The following is a 15,539-nucleotide window of genomic DNA, read 5'->3' as shown; positions in this document are numbered from 1 at the left end:
ATGTGTACAGGTAAGAGATTAGCAGCCGAAGCTTTTGAAAAAATTCCAGCAGTCGATGTATCCGTTGTCGATGAACTGTTGAAAAAAGAATTAACTATTCTTAATAAAAAAATTATCGTGCTTGATGATGACCCTACAGGTGTCCAAACTGTTCATGGTATTTCTGTTTATACGGATTGGTCATTAGACAGTATCGAAATGGGGTTTTTAGAGGAAAATTCGATGTTCTTCCTTTTAACTAATTCGCGGGGCTTTACTGCGGCAGAAACTGAAACGGCACATCAAGAGATTGCCGCAAATGTTTTAATGGTTTCAAGGAAACTAAACAGAGATTTTATCATCATTAGCCGAGGAGATTCGACTTTAAGAGGGCACTATCCGCTTGAAACAAAAGTATTGAAGGAAACCATTCAATCAAGCTCGGTTAGGAGCTTTGATGGAGAAATATTACTGCCATTTTTCAAAGAGGGTGGCCGCTTTACAATCGATAATACTCACTATGTCCAATATGACCAATTCTTGGTGCCAGCGGGGGAAACGGAATTTGCAAAAGACAGAACATTTGGTTATACCCATTCCCATTTGGGTGAGTGGGTGGAAGAAAAAACAAATGGCGAATTCCCCGCAGAAAAAACAACCTATATTTCACTTGAAAGTATCCGGGCGCTCGATTTAGAGACAAGCACCAATCAATTACTTAAGGTGAATGACTTTAATAAAGTTGTAGTCAATGCGGTTGATTATGTGGATGTAAAAATCTTTACGATTGCGCTCATAAGGGCATTACATGCAGGTAAGAATTTTATGTTCAGAAGTGCGGCTGCTCTTACCAAGGTTCTAGGGGGGGTTAGTGATAAAGAGTTACTAACGAGAGAAGAACTAATGAAGGAAGAATCGAATAATGGCGGGCTAATCATTGTTGGCTCTCATGTGCAAAAAACAACGGAGCAGCTTGAAGAATTGAAAAAGAGCGACGCTATTGAATTTATTGAATTTAACGTCCATCTTGTGCTTCAGCCGGAGAAGTTTCATGCTGAAGTTGACCGAATCGTTGAAACATGTGAACAAATGATTCGTTCGGGGAAAAATGTAGCCGTTTACACAAGACGAGAAAGACTGGATCTTGGTGAAGGAAAGAAAGAGGAAGAGTTAAAGCTATCCGTGCAAATTTCAGATGCAGTTACAAGCATTGTTCAACGATTAGAAGTGCGGCCAAGTTATATTATTGCAAAGGGTGGCATCACCTCAAGTGATATCGGAACAAAAGGACTCAATGTAAAAAGAGCAACGGTAGCTGGTCAAATTAAACCAGGTATCCCAGTTTGGACCACCGGAAATGAAAGTAAGTTTCCTGGAATCGCTTATGTTGTTTTTCCAGGTAATGTTGGAACTAAAACGACATTAAGAGAAGTTGCTGAGATTTTAAGCTAGATTTTAAAACAGAGGGGAAAATGGAATTATTACGATTTCATAGATTCAAAGAGGAGAAATCATTTTTTATCTAATTAAGGGGGAAATGCAATGGATTCAATTTTCGGCTTAAGCCATAACGCTAGTTTATTGCTATATGCCATCATTGCCATCGTAGGTTTAATCGTTTTAATCGCTAAGTTCAACACCAATCCTTTTATCGCTCTAATTATTGCTGCTATGTTTATGGGATTGATTTCGGGAATGAAATTGCCGGAAATTATTTCATCCTTCCAAGAAGGTGTCGCCGGTGTTTTAGGATTTATTGCAATCGTCCTTGGTCTAGGGACAATGCTCGGGAAAATGATGGCCGAGTCCGGCGGTGCAGAGCGCGTTGCTAAGACACTCGTTAATTTATTTGGTGAAAAGAACGTCCATTGGGCGATGATGATTGTTGCTATTATTTGTGGTATTCCTGTCTTTTTCCAAGTTGGTGTTGTCCTATTAATTCCTTTGGTATTCGTAATTGCCAAACATACAGGAACCTCGCTTATTAAAATTGGTCTTTCATTAGTAGCGGGTCTCGCTGTTGTCCATAGTCTAATCCCGCCGCACCCTGCAGCGATGCTTGCCGTTGGTATGTTTCATGCAAATCTAGGAAAAACCATTTTCTTAGCCCTAGTCGTGGCAATACCTGCTGCAGCTATAGCAGGTCCGCTTTACGGTTCTTGGATTGCAAAAAGAGTTAAAGTTGAGCCAAGTGGTGATTTAGTCGCTCAATTTACCGAATCTGGCAGTAAAGATTTACCGAAATTCGGTATTACTATTTTTACAATACTGCTTCCGGTTATTCTCATGCTGGTTGCAACAGTGGTTGATCTTATCTACCCTGCTGAAAATACATTCAGACAAGTAATTGATTATATTGGAAGCCCGGTAATTGCGCTATTAATCTCTCTTCTTTTTGCTTTCTATTCTTTTGGTATTGCACGCGGCTTTAATGGAAAAGACATTGTGAAGTTTACCAATGACTGTCTTGGACCGGTTGCATCCATCATCTTAATTATTGGAGCTGGAGGGGGATTCAATAAAATTTTAACAGCAAGCGGTGTGGGCGATGCGATTGCAAGCTATGCTTCAGCAGCGCATCTATCCCCGATTGTATTGGCGTTCGTGATTGCCGGACTGATTCGTGCAGCCGTTGGGTCAGCAACTGTAGCTATGACAACAGCTGCCGGGATTGTTTATCCGATTGCGGCAGTTACGCCAGGGGTTAGCCCGGAACTTCTAGTTCTGGCAACTGGAGCAGGGTCCATCATGCTTTCTCACGTGAATGATTCGGGCTTCTGGTTGATTAAAGAATTCTTTAACATGTCAGTGCCCGAGACATTAAAGACATGGACAGTTATGGAAACGATTCTTTCGTTCGCTGCTTTTGGAATGGTTCTATTACTATCTTTATTTATCTAAATGTTTAATGACAATAATGCCCTGCTTCTTGTTATAGCAGGGCGTTCACTCATAGGGAATAGCAAATAACATATATGGAGGGTATGAATATGGCTGTAATGAAAGCAGGTTTGTATATTTCAGAAAAGAATGTTGTGTTAGGGGAGCTTGAAAAACCAACCTTAAATGAAGGAGAAGCTCTTATTAAGGTTTCCTATGCAGGTATTTGCGGAACAGATATGATGATTTATGCCGGAAAACACCCGCGAGCTAAAGCACCTTTAGCAATGGGGCACGAGTTTAGCGGTATTATCGAAGAGATTAACGGGGAATCTGCTTTTTCAATCGGCGACCGTGTAGTAATCGAACCAACTCTTAGCTGCGGTACTTGTGAAGCATGTAAGTCTGGGCAATTCCACGTCTGTAAATCATTAAAGCTTATTGGGATTGATAAGCATGGTGGATTTGCTGAATATGCGGCTGTTCCGTTGAACCGACTTCACCGCATTCCTGAAGGACTGTCTGATGCTCATGCAGCATTAGCAGAGCCAGTTGCAGTTGCAGTTCATACCGTACGCCGTTCTAATCTGAAAGTTGGAGATAACGTCGTGATTTTGGGTGGAGGACCAATCGGTTTGCTGATTGGTTTAATGGCAAAACAAGCAGGGGCCAATCAAATCATTGTTTCCGATATTAGTCCGTATCGTCTAGGTAAAGCGAAAGAGTTTGGATTTACTGCATTAGATGCAAAAGAGGTTAATGTAACAGCAGAAGTGCTTTCCCTTACCAACGGAATCGGAGCAGATATTGTTTTTGAAGTAGCTGGTACACAAATAACAGCGACTCAGATGGTGGAGGTAAGCAAGATTCAGGGACAAATTGTTGTTGTCAGTGTGTATAAACAACAGCCAGCGATCAATTTAGCAACCATGCACTTTAAAGAGATTTCTTTGACCACGACAAGGTGCTATAGTGGAAGCGACTTTGAAAAAGCGATTAGACTAATGGAGACTGGAAGGATTGATGTTGCTCCATTTATTTCGCATCAGCTGCCACTGGAGCAAATTGCCGAAGGGTTTAAATTAATGGAAAATCCCGATGTGTCTTTAAAAATATTATTTCAACAGAATTAATTGGGAGGGTTAAACATGTCTCTTGAATTATTTAAACTAAATGGGAAAGTTGCTGCGATAACGGGAGCAACAAGAGGAATTGGACGTTCTATGGCATTGGCTTTAGCAGAAGCCGGCGCAGACATTGCCCTTTTGCAACGCTCACCCGAACAGACTGCAGTCAAGGAAGAAATCGAGAAGCTGGGCAGAAAATGTTTGATTGTACCATGTGATTTAGAGGATGCTGACCAAGTGAAGGCTGCTATTCCAAACGTAGTTTCTCATTTTGGAAAAATTGATATTTTAGTCAATAATGCAGGAATTCAACGTCGTTCCCCTTCGGTTGATTTTGCGGAACTTGATTGGGACGATGTAATCAATGTGAATTTGAAGACGGTTTGGTTATTATCGCAACAAGCCGGACGTTATATGGTTCCAAATGGGAAAGGGAAAATCATCAACACGGCATCCCTGCTTTCCTACCAAGGAGGATTAACGGTTCCAGCCTATGCTGCTGCAAAGGGCGGCGTGGCGCAGTTAACGAAAGCATTATCGAATGAATGGGCGCAGCACAATGTGAATGTTAACGCGATTGTCCCTGGATATATTGCAACAGATATGAATACAGCACTCATAAACGATGAAACAAGAAATAGACAAATCCTTGAACGTATTCCTGCCGGCCGCTGGGGAAATCCCGAAGATTTTAAGGGGTCAGTTGTGTTCCTGGCCTCGGATGCCTCTAATTATGTACATGGTCATTTATTAGCCGTCGATGGCGGATGGCTGGGCAGATAAACCTTGAATAATAGCATGATGTACTACAGTGTGGGCACTTTCCTAATTAGGAGGGTGCTCTTCTTTTTAGAAAATAGGTGCCTGACCCCCGATGCGTTAACGCATTAACCCACTGGGGGGTCAGGCACTTTTTCTTAATTTTGACAAGCAGTGGACAGTTGTCCAATTCACTGAGGCTATTATTGCATACCCTTATTAAAAGTAAACAATAAAAGTTGAAATGGGTGATTCACGGAATGTTTAGTTTAAGCGGGGCGGAAATTAGTCATTTTCTGATGGCTATGGGATGTTTATTAGCAATGGCACACTTATTAGGGTATTTAGCGGAGCGAATATTCATTCCACGTGTTATAGGGGAGGTTGCTGCAGGCTTAGTTCTCGGTCCAACTCTATTAGGGCATTTCTTCCCGGATGCATTTAAATGGTTGTTTTTGGGTTTTGCCGGAGAGGATAAATTGTTTGGCCTGCTTTATCAGTTTGGTTTACTGCTTTTGATGTTCTGCTCAGGGCTTAAATTCCAGACGAAATTTAATAAAGAAGACGCAAAAATCACCTCGGCATTAGTAATCGGTGCTACTATTCCTGCGTTTATCGTCGGCTGGCTGGCGGCGGGATGGTTTAACATTACTCCGTATCTTGGAACAGCCAACAACACCTTAGCATTCAAAATTGTCATTGCGATCTCCATTGCTGTGACATCGATTCCGGTCATATCCAAAATATTTAATGACCTGGGAATTATGCACACTCGGTTCGCAAAAATTGTTATCGCATGTGCAGGAATTCATGACGTGCTGCTTTGGGTTGCATTAGGGTTCGCCACTGCGATTGCTAGCGAAGGGGGCGTCTTTACTGTAGGAACTGCAGTGAAAAGTATCTCTATATCGACCGCGTTTATTCTTGGCACCGTGTTTCTTGGTTACCTGTTATTTAAACGAATGACCATCATTAAACAGAACCTTTTGTTCAGGTCATCCAATTTAGGATACTTCTTATTTATCATGTTTATGCTTGCATCGCTTGCTGGTAACCTTCATGTTGAGGCAATCTTTGGTGCCCTGCTGGCAGGGATTGTTGCAAAAGTAGCCTTGCCAAAAGTCGTGTCTGAGCGGCTGGAACAAGGGGTGTCGAATATCTCGTTTTCATGGTTTATCCCGATCTACTTTGCGACGGTCGGATTACAATTAGATCTTGTAAGACATTTTAACCCATTATTCTTCCTTGGCTATCTATTATTTGCAACATTAACACAAACGTTAGCTGTTTACATTACCTCCCGTACTATCAAACAAGACCCATTTACAAGTTTAAATTTAGGATTGGCAATTAATGACCGAGGCGGCCCTGGCATCGTCCTTTCCTCAGTAGCTTATTCGACAGGTATCATTAACCAAGAGTTTTTCGCTATCCTTGTTATGTTAGCGCTGGTGACTTCCTGGATTCCGGGAACATGGCTGCGAATTGTTGTAAGCAAAGGCTGGAGACTAATGCCAGGCGATGAGAAAATAGTTCCTCGCCGAAGAAGTGACGACGATACCTTTAAAACAATAAATTATCCAGGTAAGTAGAAGCCGGGGAATACCCGGTTTTTTTCGTATTTAGAAAAAAGGTAAGGGTGTCAGGCACCATGTGAATTTTTCACATGGTGCCTGACACCCTAAATTTGTTATAATTTTCATAAAAGGGCTGTGATTGCAATGTGTTTAATTTTGTTTGCCTATCAAGTACATCCAGTATATCAACTCGTGGTGGCGGCGAATCGCGATGAATTTTATCAGAGACCGACTGCACCGGTACATTACTGGGAGGAGAGTCCAGAAATCCTTGCGGGACGGGATCTAGAAAAAATGGGAACTTGGATGGGAGTGACCGATAAAGGGCGTTTTACGGCCCTGACAAACTTTCGCAATCCTAAGGAGTTAACCGAAGGGAAACGGTCGCGCGGTGAACTGGTAGCAGAAGCCTTGAAACATAAAGGAAATATCAAAGATTATCTGCATGGCCTCACTGAAAACAATGATGACTACCCTGGCTATAACTTACTTGCAGGCGACGCAAATGAGCTGTTTTATTATTCGAATATTGGACAGGTGCTGCAAAAGATTGAGCCAGGTATTCATGGTGTCAGCAATCATTTATTAAATACCGAATGGCCAAAGGTAAAAATAGGCAGGGAAGGTCTGTCACAAATCATAACCGGGAAACAGGAGGGTTTGGCAGACAAGCTGTTCGAGCTGCTCCAACATTCTGACCCTGCACCGGACAGTATCCTTCCTAGTACAGGCGTTTCATTAGAGTGGGAAAGAATGCTCTCACCGCTGTTTATCAAAAGTGAGCATTACGGGACAAGAAGCTCAACGGTTTTATTAATGTCGGAAAAAGAAATTCAATACGCGGAACGTGTTTTTTCAACCAGTGGTGTAAATAATCAGCAATATACGATAACACTATAAGATTTTTGTTTAGCTATGGAAGTTAGTTTGCGTTAATGGTGCGGGAAAATAATCTATAATCCCATGATAGGAAAGTTATATTTCCCTATCGTCTAAAAAAGAAAAACTCCTCGAATTCAAGGAGCTCCGTCATCAGGATGTTATTTATCGACCATTCCCAGCAGCCTTTTTTTTCGCCAATAGGTATAAAAAATAAGGCAGCCAAGCAGGAATGCAAAAATCAAATAAATACTATATTTTGAAAGATAGGTTCCAACAATGACCCAGTTCTCACCGAGCACCCTTCCGAGAGTTATGAAAGAAAAACACCAGGTTACCGCACCTGAAAAGGCAAATAAAGCAAACTTTCGATAGGAGTAGCCATTAATACCGGCAAGGTAGGCAGTGATATGCCGGACTCCAGGGATAAAAAAGCCGGCAAATAAGAGAAAAGGTCCTAATTTCAAAAATTGTTTTCTTGTTTTACTCACTTTTTCTTCCGTAATATGTAATTTAGGACCAAACTTTATCAGAAATGGCAGTCCTAGTTTTACACCTAAGATATAACTAAGCGAAATACCCCCACATGCCCCAGCAAAGGCAGATAGAAGTGAAGGTAAGTAAGCCATTTTGCCTCCAAAAACGTTATATCCTACATAAGTTAGCAGAACCTCATCAGGGATTGGGAGCCCAATAATACCTCCGACCAACGCAATAATAATGCCAAAATACCCATAGTGTTCGATTAGATGATTCAAATGCTGCATAGAACGTACACACCCTAGTTTCAATATTTATCAATTACTGTATCTATTTTCTACTGAAAATCGGAAAAAATGTAAGCGGAGCATGGATTATGAACCCATTTTTAAACTGGTCGCATTGTTTAGTTTTGAAGTGAATATAGTAGGGTTGATGAGGGGGGAAGCAACATGCCGATTGAGTGGAATGAAAAGGAGGAAGTGTTTCATTTATATAATGGCAAAGTTAGTTACTTCATTCAAATTGTCCACGGGAAGTATCCGGCCCATTTGTATTGGGGCAGGCAGGTTAAGACGCGCCAGCCTTCCTCTATCCTAGCCTTTAAGGGCAGGGCGTTTTCGCCGACGACAGAACCGGAAGACCCCAAGTTTTCGCTTGATACATTGCCTCAGGAGTATCCGGCTTATGGAAATGGCGATTTTCGTTCGCCGGCCTATCAACTGCTATCTGAGGATGGGTCAACGATAACGGAATTTGTCTATAATTCTCATGAGATTTTTCAAGGGAAACGTCCGCTAAAAGGATTGCCTGCTGCCTATGTCGAGGATGATTCTGAGGCGGATACCTTAATCATCACCCTTGTTGATTCACTGCTTGGAGTTGGGCTGAACCTTCATTATACAATCTACAGTGACCTTGATGTTATTACAAGGTCTGCTTCCTTCGAGAACCTTGGGAACAGGGAAGTGGAATTACATAAATGTCTGAGTATGTCCGTCGATTTCCATCAAGCGGACTGGGACTGGCTCCATCTGCACGGGACATGGAGCCGGGAACGCCACATCGAACGCCAGCCCTTACACCACGGGTTGCAAACCATATCTTCCACCAGGGGTGCCAGCAGCCATCAGCATAATCCATTTGTTGCCCTGCTCTCGAAAAATGCGAACGAAGAGTCCGGCGATGTTTATGGGGTTAGTTTAGTGTACAGCGGGAATTTCCAAGCTGCCATTGAAGTCGATCCTTTTCAAACAACAAGGCTCAGCATTGGGATTAATCCATTTGATTTTACCTGGCTGTTAAAGCCGGGGGAAACGTTTCAAACTCCCGAGGCGATCATGGTCTATTCTTCAGACGGTCTCGGCGGAATGTCCAGAACCTATCATAAATTGCTGAGAACGAGGGTTTGCCGCGGTGTTTATCGCGACAAAACGCGCCCGATTCTGATTAATAATTGGGAGGCTACTTATTTTGATTTTAATGAAAAAAAGTTAAAGGAGATTGCCGAGGCCGGAAACGAGCTGGGGATTGAGTTGTTTGTCTTGGATGATGGCTGGTTTGGGCATCGTGACAACGATAAAAGTTCGTTAGGGGATTGGGTGGTTTATCAGAAGAAACTGCCGAATGGATTGGCAGGATTGGCTGATTATATAGGGAAGCTGGGGATGAAATTTGGATTGTGGGTCGAGCCTGAAATGGTATCGCCCGACAGCGAATTGTATCGCAGGCATCCCGATTGGTGCCTGCATGTACCGGGACGCAGGCGGACGGCGTCAAGAAATCAATTGGTCCTTGATCTAAGCAGGAAAGAGGTATGTAATTACTTAATCGATACGCTCTCGAAGGTGTTCAAGAGTGCCGCGATTTCCTATGTCAAATGGGACATGAACCGAAATATGACCGAAATTGGTTCGGCAGCGCTTCCGCCTGAAAGGCAAAGGGAAACAGCACACCGTTATATGCTGGGCCTGTATCGGATTTTGGAAAAACTGACCGAACGCTTTCCCGCGATTTTGTTTGAAAGCTGCTCGGGAGGCGGCGGCCGTTTTGATCCCGGCATGCTGTATTACATGCCGCAAACTTGGACGAGTGATGATACCGATGCGGTCGAACGGTTAAAAATTCAATATGGAACCAGTCTTATATACCCAGCGATCACGATGGGGGCCCATGTCTCAGATGTGCCGAATCACCAAGTTGGGAGAACGACCCCGCTGTTAATGAGATGCCATGTGGCGATGGCGGCAAATTTGGGATTCGAATTAAACATCGATAAACTGAGCGAGGGGGACAAAACGTTAGTCGCCGCGCAAATCCAACAATATCATCAAATCAAAGACCTAGTCTGTTTTGGTGACCAATTTAGGCTGTTGAGTCCGTTTGCTGGTATGGATACGGCATGGATGTATGTTTCGCCCAAACAGGAACGTGCGGTTGTTTTTTATTATAAAACGCTAGCGGTGCCGAATCCCCCCTTTTTTCGGCTGAAATTGCGCGGACTTAAGCGAGAGGCAATGTACAAAGTAAATAATGGTGATAAGGTTTTTTACGGGGATGAGCTTATGCAAATTGGCTTAACGCTTCCACTGATTAAAAAAGATTACAGCTCATTTCTTTATCGAATTGAAAAGGTAAATTAGAATGAAAACCTCTTACGGGGAGGTTTTCATTTCTTTTAAAAAATAATTACAATTCCGACTTGACTCATAGGAATATATGTATTAGAATTTTCACTAAATTAACTGGGGAGGAATTTGATGAATACCGTTCTGATCATTGTGAACGTAGCTGTTTTACTATTACTTATTTTTGGTTTATTCATTATGCAAAAAAAGCATGTTTCTTTTTCAAAACGTGTTTTCACCGCATTGGGTTTAGGTATTATCTTTGGTTTTATTATTCATTTAATCTATGGTACTACACACGAAGTCACAACAGGTTCAATCGATTGGTTTAGCATTGTCGGCAGCGGATATGTAAAACTATTACAAATGGTGGTAATGCCGCTTGTATTCATTTCCATTGTCGGTGCCTTTACGAAATTAAAATTAACAAAAAATATTGGAAAAATTAGTTTCCTAGTGATCGGTATTCTGCTTGCAACGACGGCCATTTCGGCAGCTATTGGCATTGGTTCGGCCTTAGGATTTGGTCTTGATGGCATTCATCTAAACGAAGGTGATGCAGAAAAGGCGAGAAATGCACTTTTACAAGAAAAGGTTGTCAGTGTTGAAAATATGACGATCCCGCAGCAAATTCTTGAACTTGTTCCAAGTAATCCGTTTCAAGATTTAACAGGAGCACGTCCAACCTCAACTATTGCAGTCGTTATTTTTGCAGCCTTTATCGGGATTGCCTATCTTGGGGTCAAACGTAAGAATCCGGAGCAGGGTGAATTTTTCGCGAATATCATCGATACGTTGTACGCCGTTATCATGAGGGTTGTTACACTTATCCTCCGTCTAACACCTTATGGAATCCTAGCGATTATCACCAAGGTGACAGCAACAAGTGATTTTGAAGCGATTGCGAAACTAGGTAAGTTTGTCATTGCTTCCTATGTTGCGCTCATCCTGATGTTTATTGTGCATTTACTATTAATATCATTTGCTAAACTAAGTCCTGTGAATTATGTGAAAAAGGCATTGCCAACGTTAACCTTTGCCTTTACGTCAAGATCAAGTGCGGGGACATTACCATTGACAATTAAAACACAAACAAAAGATCTTGGTGTATCAGAAGGGATTGCCAACTTTGCCGGTTCTTTCGGACTTTCTATCGGCCAAAATGGCTGTGCCGGAATTTACCCGGCGATGTTAGCCGTAATGGTTGCACCATCGGCAGGGATTAATCCGACAAGCCCGTCCTTTATTCTCACACTTATTATTGTTGTGATGATTAGTTCCTTTGGTGTTGCTGGTGTTGGCGGCGGGGCAACCTTCGCAGCACTAATCGTTTTATCTGTCATGAACCTGCCAATTGCGATAGCAGGACTGCTTATCTCAGTCGAGCCGCTTATTGACATGGGACGCACCGCCCTAAACGTCAGCGGCTCCATGACAGCAGGCGTATTAACAAGCAAAGCAACAGGAGAACTAGAAACCGAAGTATACCAACAACCAAACGTTGTTGAAGCTTAAATAAATAAAGGGTGTCAGGCACCACAGAAGTGTCCGCGTGGGGTGGACAAATGTGTTTCTGTGGTGCCTGACACCCAAACTTATTCCGCTGCTGGATAGCTTAAAATGGCTATCCAGTTTTTTTGTGTCTGGAACTGGTTGAATGACTGGATTAATAAGGTTGGAAAACTGTTCAAACGTTTGTTTAAATACAAGTAAAGGACTTTTTTCAAGTTCGTTCATCCAACCCCCGAGAAAGTTAAAAATATTTTATAAATTCCTCCAACACTTTGCGGTCTTCAACCGTTAACTATATGAGAACGCAGAGAAAACAAAGTTTCTTCACTTAATAAAGCGGAGGAGCAGCCACCAAAGTTAAAATTCTTCAATAATTACCCTAATCATGATGTGATAAAAAAACCAAAAGTGAGTGATTGTAGTGGGAGTGAGTGATTTATATGAAAGGTTAAAAGACGACCTTCACCGCTTTGCCAGGTCGATAGCTCGGCATGAACAAGAAGCCAATGATCTTGTCCAGGATGCGGTGCTTAAGGCACTTGGAGAAGAACAGCTTCACACTTTACCAGACTATAAGCAGCGGGCATGGTTCTTCCGTGTCATGAAGAACAAAATGATTGATGAACGAAGAAAAGAAAAACGGTTAACTGAGTGGGAGGACGATTTAGACTTTTCCATTCAGGGGGCGGCCCATAGCCACCTAGAAATAACCGAACTCTTATCCCACTTGCCGCAGGAAACAAGTGATTTGATTTTTAAACGCTATTGGCTTGGGCTTTCCAGCCAGGAAATCGGCAGTCAATTGGGGCTTCCAGCCGCAACGGTGCGTTACAAACTTCATTTAGCCATCAAAAAATTAAGAACGATACTAGAGGAGGAAAAATGATGAATCAACGAATTGGAAATGTTGGATTATTAAATTTGCTGGATGCGACAGAAGAAAGCATTAAGGGAATCGAAAGAATTGAAAATGTCGGAATGGTACTTTATCGAAAAGGGGATACCCAGCTTTTATCGGCGTTGAATATTGGAAATATTGGTTCGACCTGTGAGGTACCAGAGGGCTATAGCCTTTCTAATGGAACATTGAAACTCGATGAGGCTTTCCTAAAATCTATTTCGGAACCGGTACACTTACTGGTGAACGGCGAAGTCATTGTTGACAAAAATGTTCATCCTGATGATTTGAAAAAAGGGCTGCTTCATTTAATGGTAAATGGGAAGGTTTATAGTCCTGCTCACCTCTCCGGCATGCTAAGCCCTATTATCTCCAAAGGGGCATTTGAGCTTGAAAGCTATCAAGAGACACCACCACGGATGGAAAGCGGCAAATTCACCTTAACAAATTCCTTCCTCCAAGCCATTGATGATCAAGCGTATTTAGTTGTAAGTGGAGTGCTTTCCTTTTCGAAAGATTTAAACATGGAAAAATTCGACGAAAAAATAAGCAGGTTGGAGGTTAACGGAAAAATCTCTCTTTACGAAGAGCAGGAAGCCTTCTTATATAAAAAAACAGCTTCTTTAGCGGGCTGTAAGATAGAGGTGATTCCAGCAGGATATGAGGTGTTAAATAGGACGCTGCGGTTAAACAACCGTTCGATTCGCCGCTTTAAACAAAAGAATTTATATACAAAAAAGCCGATTTTGTTTGATGCAGATGTAACAAGAGAAATAATCACCGAGGCCATCGCCAAGGTTCATTCTACATCTATTATCGTTTGCCATGAGCAGATAGAAGATCTTATGTATGAACTCACATCCCTGTTGGATACAGAAATATTATCCTATGAACATAGCTTTATCATGATTGAGGGGGAAGAAGTCTGGTCGAACGAACAATTCCTCGCTTTAGATGAACCGACCAATTTTATCGTTAATGGAAAACTTATTCTTGATAAAGATGTAAGCGAAGAGGTACTGCGAAACAAGGTTTTAGAAATAGATATCCTTGGGGAAATATCGGTCCGCGATAAGAAATTAAAAGGCGTTCTTCAGAACATCGTCCGAGTAAACACAGGCAGTGTTGAAGAAGAAAAGTTAAAGGAACAAGGAGCGGCTCTTCATAATGTTGGTGAACTATCTCTTTAAGAAAGGGAGGAAGAGAAATGTTTCATGTAAATGAATATACTCTCAAGCAACGAATGAAAGATGTCCAAGAGGGATACAAACAATACCAGTCGGAGCGGTTTAGTTGGTTTGCGAAAAAGAGAAAAGGAAGATCATTTTGGAAAAAGCTCTTGAGTCGTTTGGTAAGCCGTGGTGAAAATGTTGTGGTGAGCAAGGGAAGTAAACCGGCATCCTTAATGAGAGAGTAGCTGCGGGTGGAAAAACACTTTAAAAAAGGGATAAAAACAACGATGCTCTCGAAATAAAGAGCATCGTATTTTGTTCTATTGAAGTTGTCGGTCTTATTGTGCTTTATCTGGTTTTTTCGTGCCTTTGCTGACATATGGTTTTGCGCTTTTTGCTTTGTTAGCACCGGCCTTCCAGCGATTCCAGCCCTTCTTGCCAGTTCCTTGACCTGTTCCGCTTTTCCCCTTAGCTTTACTCATATTACCACTCCATTATTTTTGTTCGTTCCGCTAAACGTCGTTTGGTTAGTTTAACACAAACCACTGTAATTAGCCCGAAAAAATGTTAGAACAATAATTCCAGAAAAGTACCCAATGGAAATCTAATAGCTTCCTAATTTTCCATAAAAGGGTTTTCCATAGCAAATGCCGAATAATAGGTAAGTATTATTTTTCCGCATGGGGGTAGTTGTAATGGAAATGCAAACATTATTTTTGATTGATCAAAAAGATGGCTTGGGTCTAGAATTCAGCAAATTGGTTTCGATGATGAATTACACGAGAGTAACGACAATAGAAGAAGTAAAAGATTTAACGGTTGAGGAGCTGGACTTTCTTTATGATGACGAGGCGAACTCAATCGGAATGCTGTTAGCCCATATGGCTACAGTGGAAAAAGCGTACCAAATTGAAACCTTTGAAAAACGGGATCTAACGGATGAAGAAGTTAGTCAATTAAATCCTGGATTAGACTTAGGAAGCAGCGCAAGGGAGCAAATAAAGGGGAACACAATTGATTATTACCTGAAGCAATTAACCGATGTCAGAAACACGACAATTGAAACGTTTAAAACCCTGCCTGACGAATGGTTATTTGAGCAAACTCCGTTTTGGTGGGACAAGCCTGCAAACAATTTCTTTAAGTGGTTTCATGTGTTTGAAGACGAGCTGAGCCATCGCGGACAGATTCGCATTATCAAAAAAATGATACGCAAACTTAAAGAGTCTTAAAGGGAGTCAAAGAGGTTGGGGCACTTAAAATATGCCCGTTACCTAAGTGAAACCGTCCTGAACAAAGCATCTTTCTTTTTTTGTGAAAAACATTTAAAAAAAGTATTGACCAGGGTAATAATATGCTGTAATATATGAAAAGTCGTCACTGAGACGGCGAACAACAAATGAAAAAAGTTATTGACTTTTAGTTGATAACTTGGTAAGATGGTAAAGTCGCTTTTGAGCGATAGAGAAAATTGTTCTTTGAAAACTAAACAAACAAAAACGTCAACAAACAATATTTTTTAGTTTCATTTATGAAACTAAGCCAACGTAACAAATGAGCTAATCAACTTTCTTGGAGAGTTTGATCCTGGCTCAGGACGAACGCTGGCGGCGTGCCTAATACATGCAAGTCGAGCGAATCTTTGGGAG

14 protein-coding genes and 1 rRNA gene are annotated in these 15,539 nt (G+C 41.7%); 13 read left to right on the top strand and 2 right to left on the bottom strand.

Translation table 11 applies throughout. The annotated features are described in order from the left end of the window. The 6 genes from ACFVSW_RS07475 (at position 1) to ACFVSW_RS07450 (ending at position 7,222) form a co-directional block, all read left to right on the top strand. Entirely contained in the window at positions 1–1,431 is a 1,431-nt protein-coding gene (locus tag ACFVSW_RS07475) for a four-carbon acid sugar kinase family protein (protein WP_387314162.1), read from the top strand. 90 nt (positions 1,432–1,521) lie between these two features. Further along, positions 1,522–2,880, top strand: a complete 1,359-nt coding sequence (locus tag ACFVSW_RS07470; RefSeq protein WP_387314159.1) for a GntT/GntP/DsdX family permease — start codon at positions 1,522–1,524, stop codon at positions 2,878–2,880. 89 nt (positions 2,881–2,969) lie between these two features. Continuing rightward, on the top strand, positions 2,970–3,992 hold the full coding sequence (locus ACFVSW_RS07465) for a zinc-dependent alcohol dehydrogenase (protein WP_387314157.1): 1,023 nt from the start codon (positions 2,970–2,972) through the stop codon (positions 3,990–3,992). A 15-nt stretch (positions 3,993–4,007) separates the two neighbouring features. Next, positions 4,008–4,769, top strand: a complete 762-nt coding sequence (locus ACFVSW_RS07460; RefSeq protein ID WP_387314155.1) for an SDR family oxidoreductase — start codon at positions 4,008–4,010, stop codon at positions 4,767–4,769. Between the two features lie 236 nt (positions 4,770–5,005). Further along, positions 5,006–6,337, top strand: coding sequence for a cation:proton antiporter (locus ACFVSW_RS07455; protein ID WP_387314153.1), 1,332 nt, complete (start codon positions 5,006–5,008; stop codon positions 6,335–6,337). Positions 6,338–6,466: 129 nt separating this feature from the next. Next, entirely contained in the window at positions 6,467–7,222 is a 756-nt protein-coding gene (locus ACFVSW_RS07450; protein WP_387314151.1) for an NRDE family protein, read from the top strand. A 140-nt stretch (positions 7,223–7,362) separates the two neighbouring features. Here ACFVSW_RS07450 and ACFVSW_RS07445 read toward each other — a convergent pair whose 3' ends face one another. Next, the gene (locus ACFVSW_RS07445; protein ID WP_387314149.1) at positions 7,363–7,968 is read right to left on the bottom strand and encodes a DedA family protein; all 606 of its coding nucleotides are present in this window, start codon (positions 7,966–7,968) and stop codon (positions 7,363–7,365) included. Between the two features lie 165 nt (positions 7,969–8,133). On the opposite strand from ACFVSW_RS07445, the gene ACFVSW_RS07440 reads away from it, so the two are divergent. The 5 genes from ACFVSW_RS07440 to ACFVSW_RS07420 all read left to right on the top strand — a co-directional run bounded on the left by ACFVSW_RS07440 (position 8,134) and on the right by ACFVSW_RS07420 (position 14,135). Continuing rightward, on the top strand, positions 8,134–10,323 hold the full coding sequence (locus ACFVSW_RS07440) for an alpha-galactosidase (protein ID WP_387314147.1): 2,190 nt from the start codon (positions 8,134–8,136) through the stop codon (positions 10,321–10,323). A 117-nt stretch (positions 10,324–10,440) separates the two neighbouring features. Next, the gene (locus ACFVSW_RS07435; protein ID WP_387314144.1) at positions 10,441–11,823 is read left to right on the top strand and encodes an L-cystine transporter; all 1,383 of its coding nucleotides are present in this window, start codon (positions 10,441–10,443) and stop codon (positions 11,821–11,823) included. A gap of 418 nt (positions 11,824–12,241) precedes the next feature. Continuing rightward, complete coding sequence (locus ACFVSW_RS07430) at positions 12,242–12,706, top strand: RNA polymerase sigma factor (RefSeq protein WP_387314142.1); 465 nt, start codon at positions 12,242–12,244, stop codon at positions 12,704–12,706. Further along, entirely contained in the window at positions 12,706–13,908 is a 1,203-nt protein-coding gene (locus ACFVSW_RS07425; protein WP_387314139.1) for a hypothetical protein, read from the top strand. The genes ACFVSW_RS07430 and ACFVSW_RS07425 overlap by 1 nt, the downstream gene beginning before the upstream one ends. Before the next feature lie 17 nt (positions 13,909–13,925). Continuing rightward, complete coding sequence (locus ACFVSW_RS07420) at positions 13,926–14,135, top strand: hypothetical protein (protein ID WP_387314137.1); 210 nt, start codon at positions 13,926–13,928, stop codon at positions 14,133–14,135. 93 nt (positions 14,136–14,228) lie between these two features. Here the strand turns inward: ACFVSW_RS07420 and ACFVSW_RS07415 are convergent, their stop codons facing one another. Next, positions 14,229–14,372 carry a DUF3934 domain-containing protein gene (locus tag ACFVSW_RS07415; protein ID WP_387314134.1) on the bottom strand — a complete coding sequence of 48 codons (144 nt, stop codon included), beginning with the start codon at positions 14,370–14,372 and terminating at the stop codon, positions 14,229–14,231. Between the two features lie 219 nt (positions 14,373–14,591). Between ACFVSW_RS07415 and ACFVSW_RS07410 the strand changes: the two genes are divergently transcribed. Beyond that, positions 14,592–15,122 carry a DinB family protein gene (locus ACFVSW_RS07410; protein ID WP_387314629.1) on the top strand — a complete coding sequence of 177 codons (531 nt, stop codon included), beginning with the start codon at positions 14,592–14,594 and terminating at the stop codon, positions 15,120–15,122. A 337-nt stretch (positions 15,123–15,459) separates the two neighbouring features. Then, positions 15,460–15,539, top strand: a 16S ribosomal RNA gene (locus ACFVSW_RS07405); the annotation flags it as partial.

The organism is Neobacillus sp. NPDC058068 (assembly GCF_042885335.1).
Lineage (GTDB): Bacteria > Bacillota > Bacilli > Bacillales > Cytobacillaceae > Neobacillus.
Note: the sequence above shows the minus strand (reverse complement) of the source record. Positions and strands in the feature narration are given on the sequence as shown.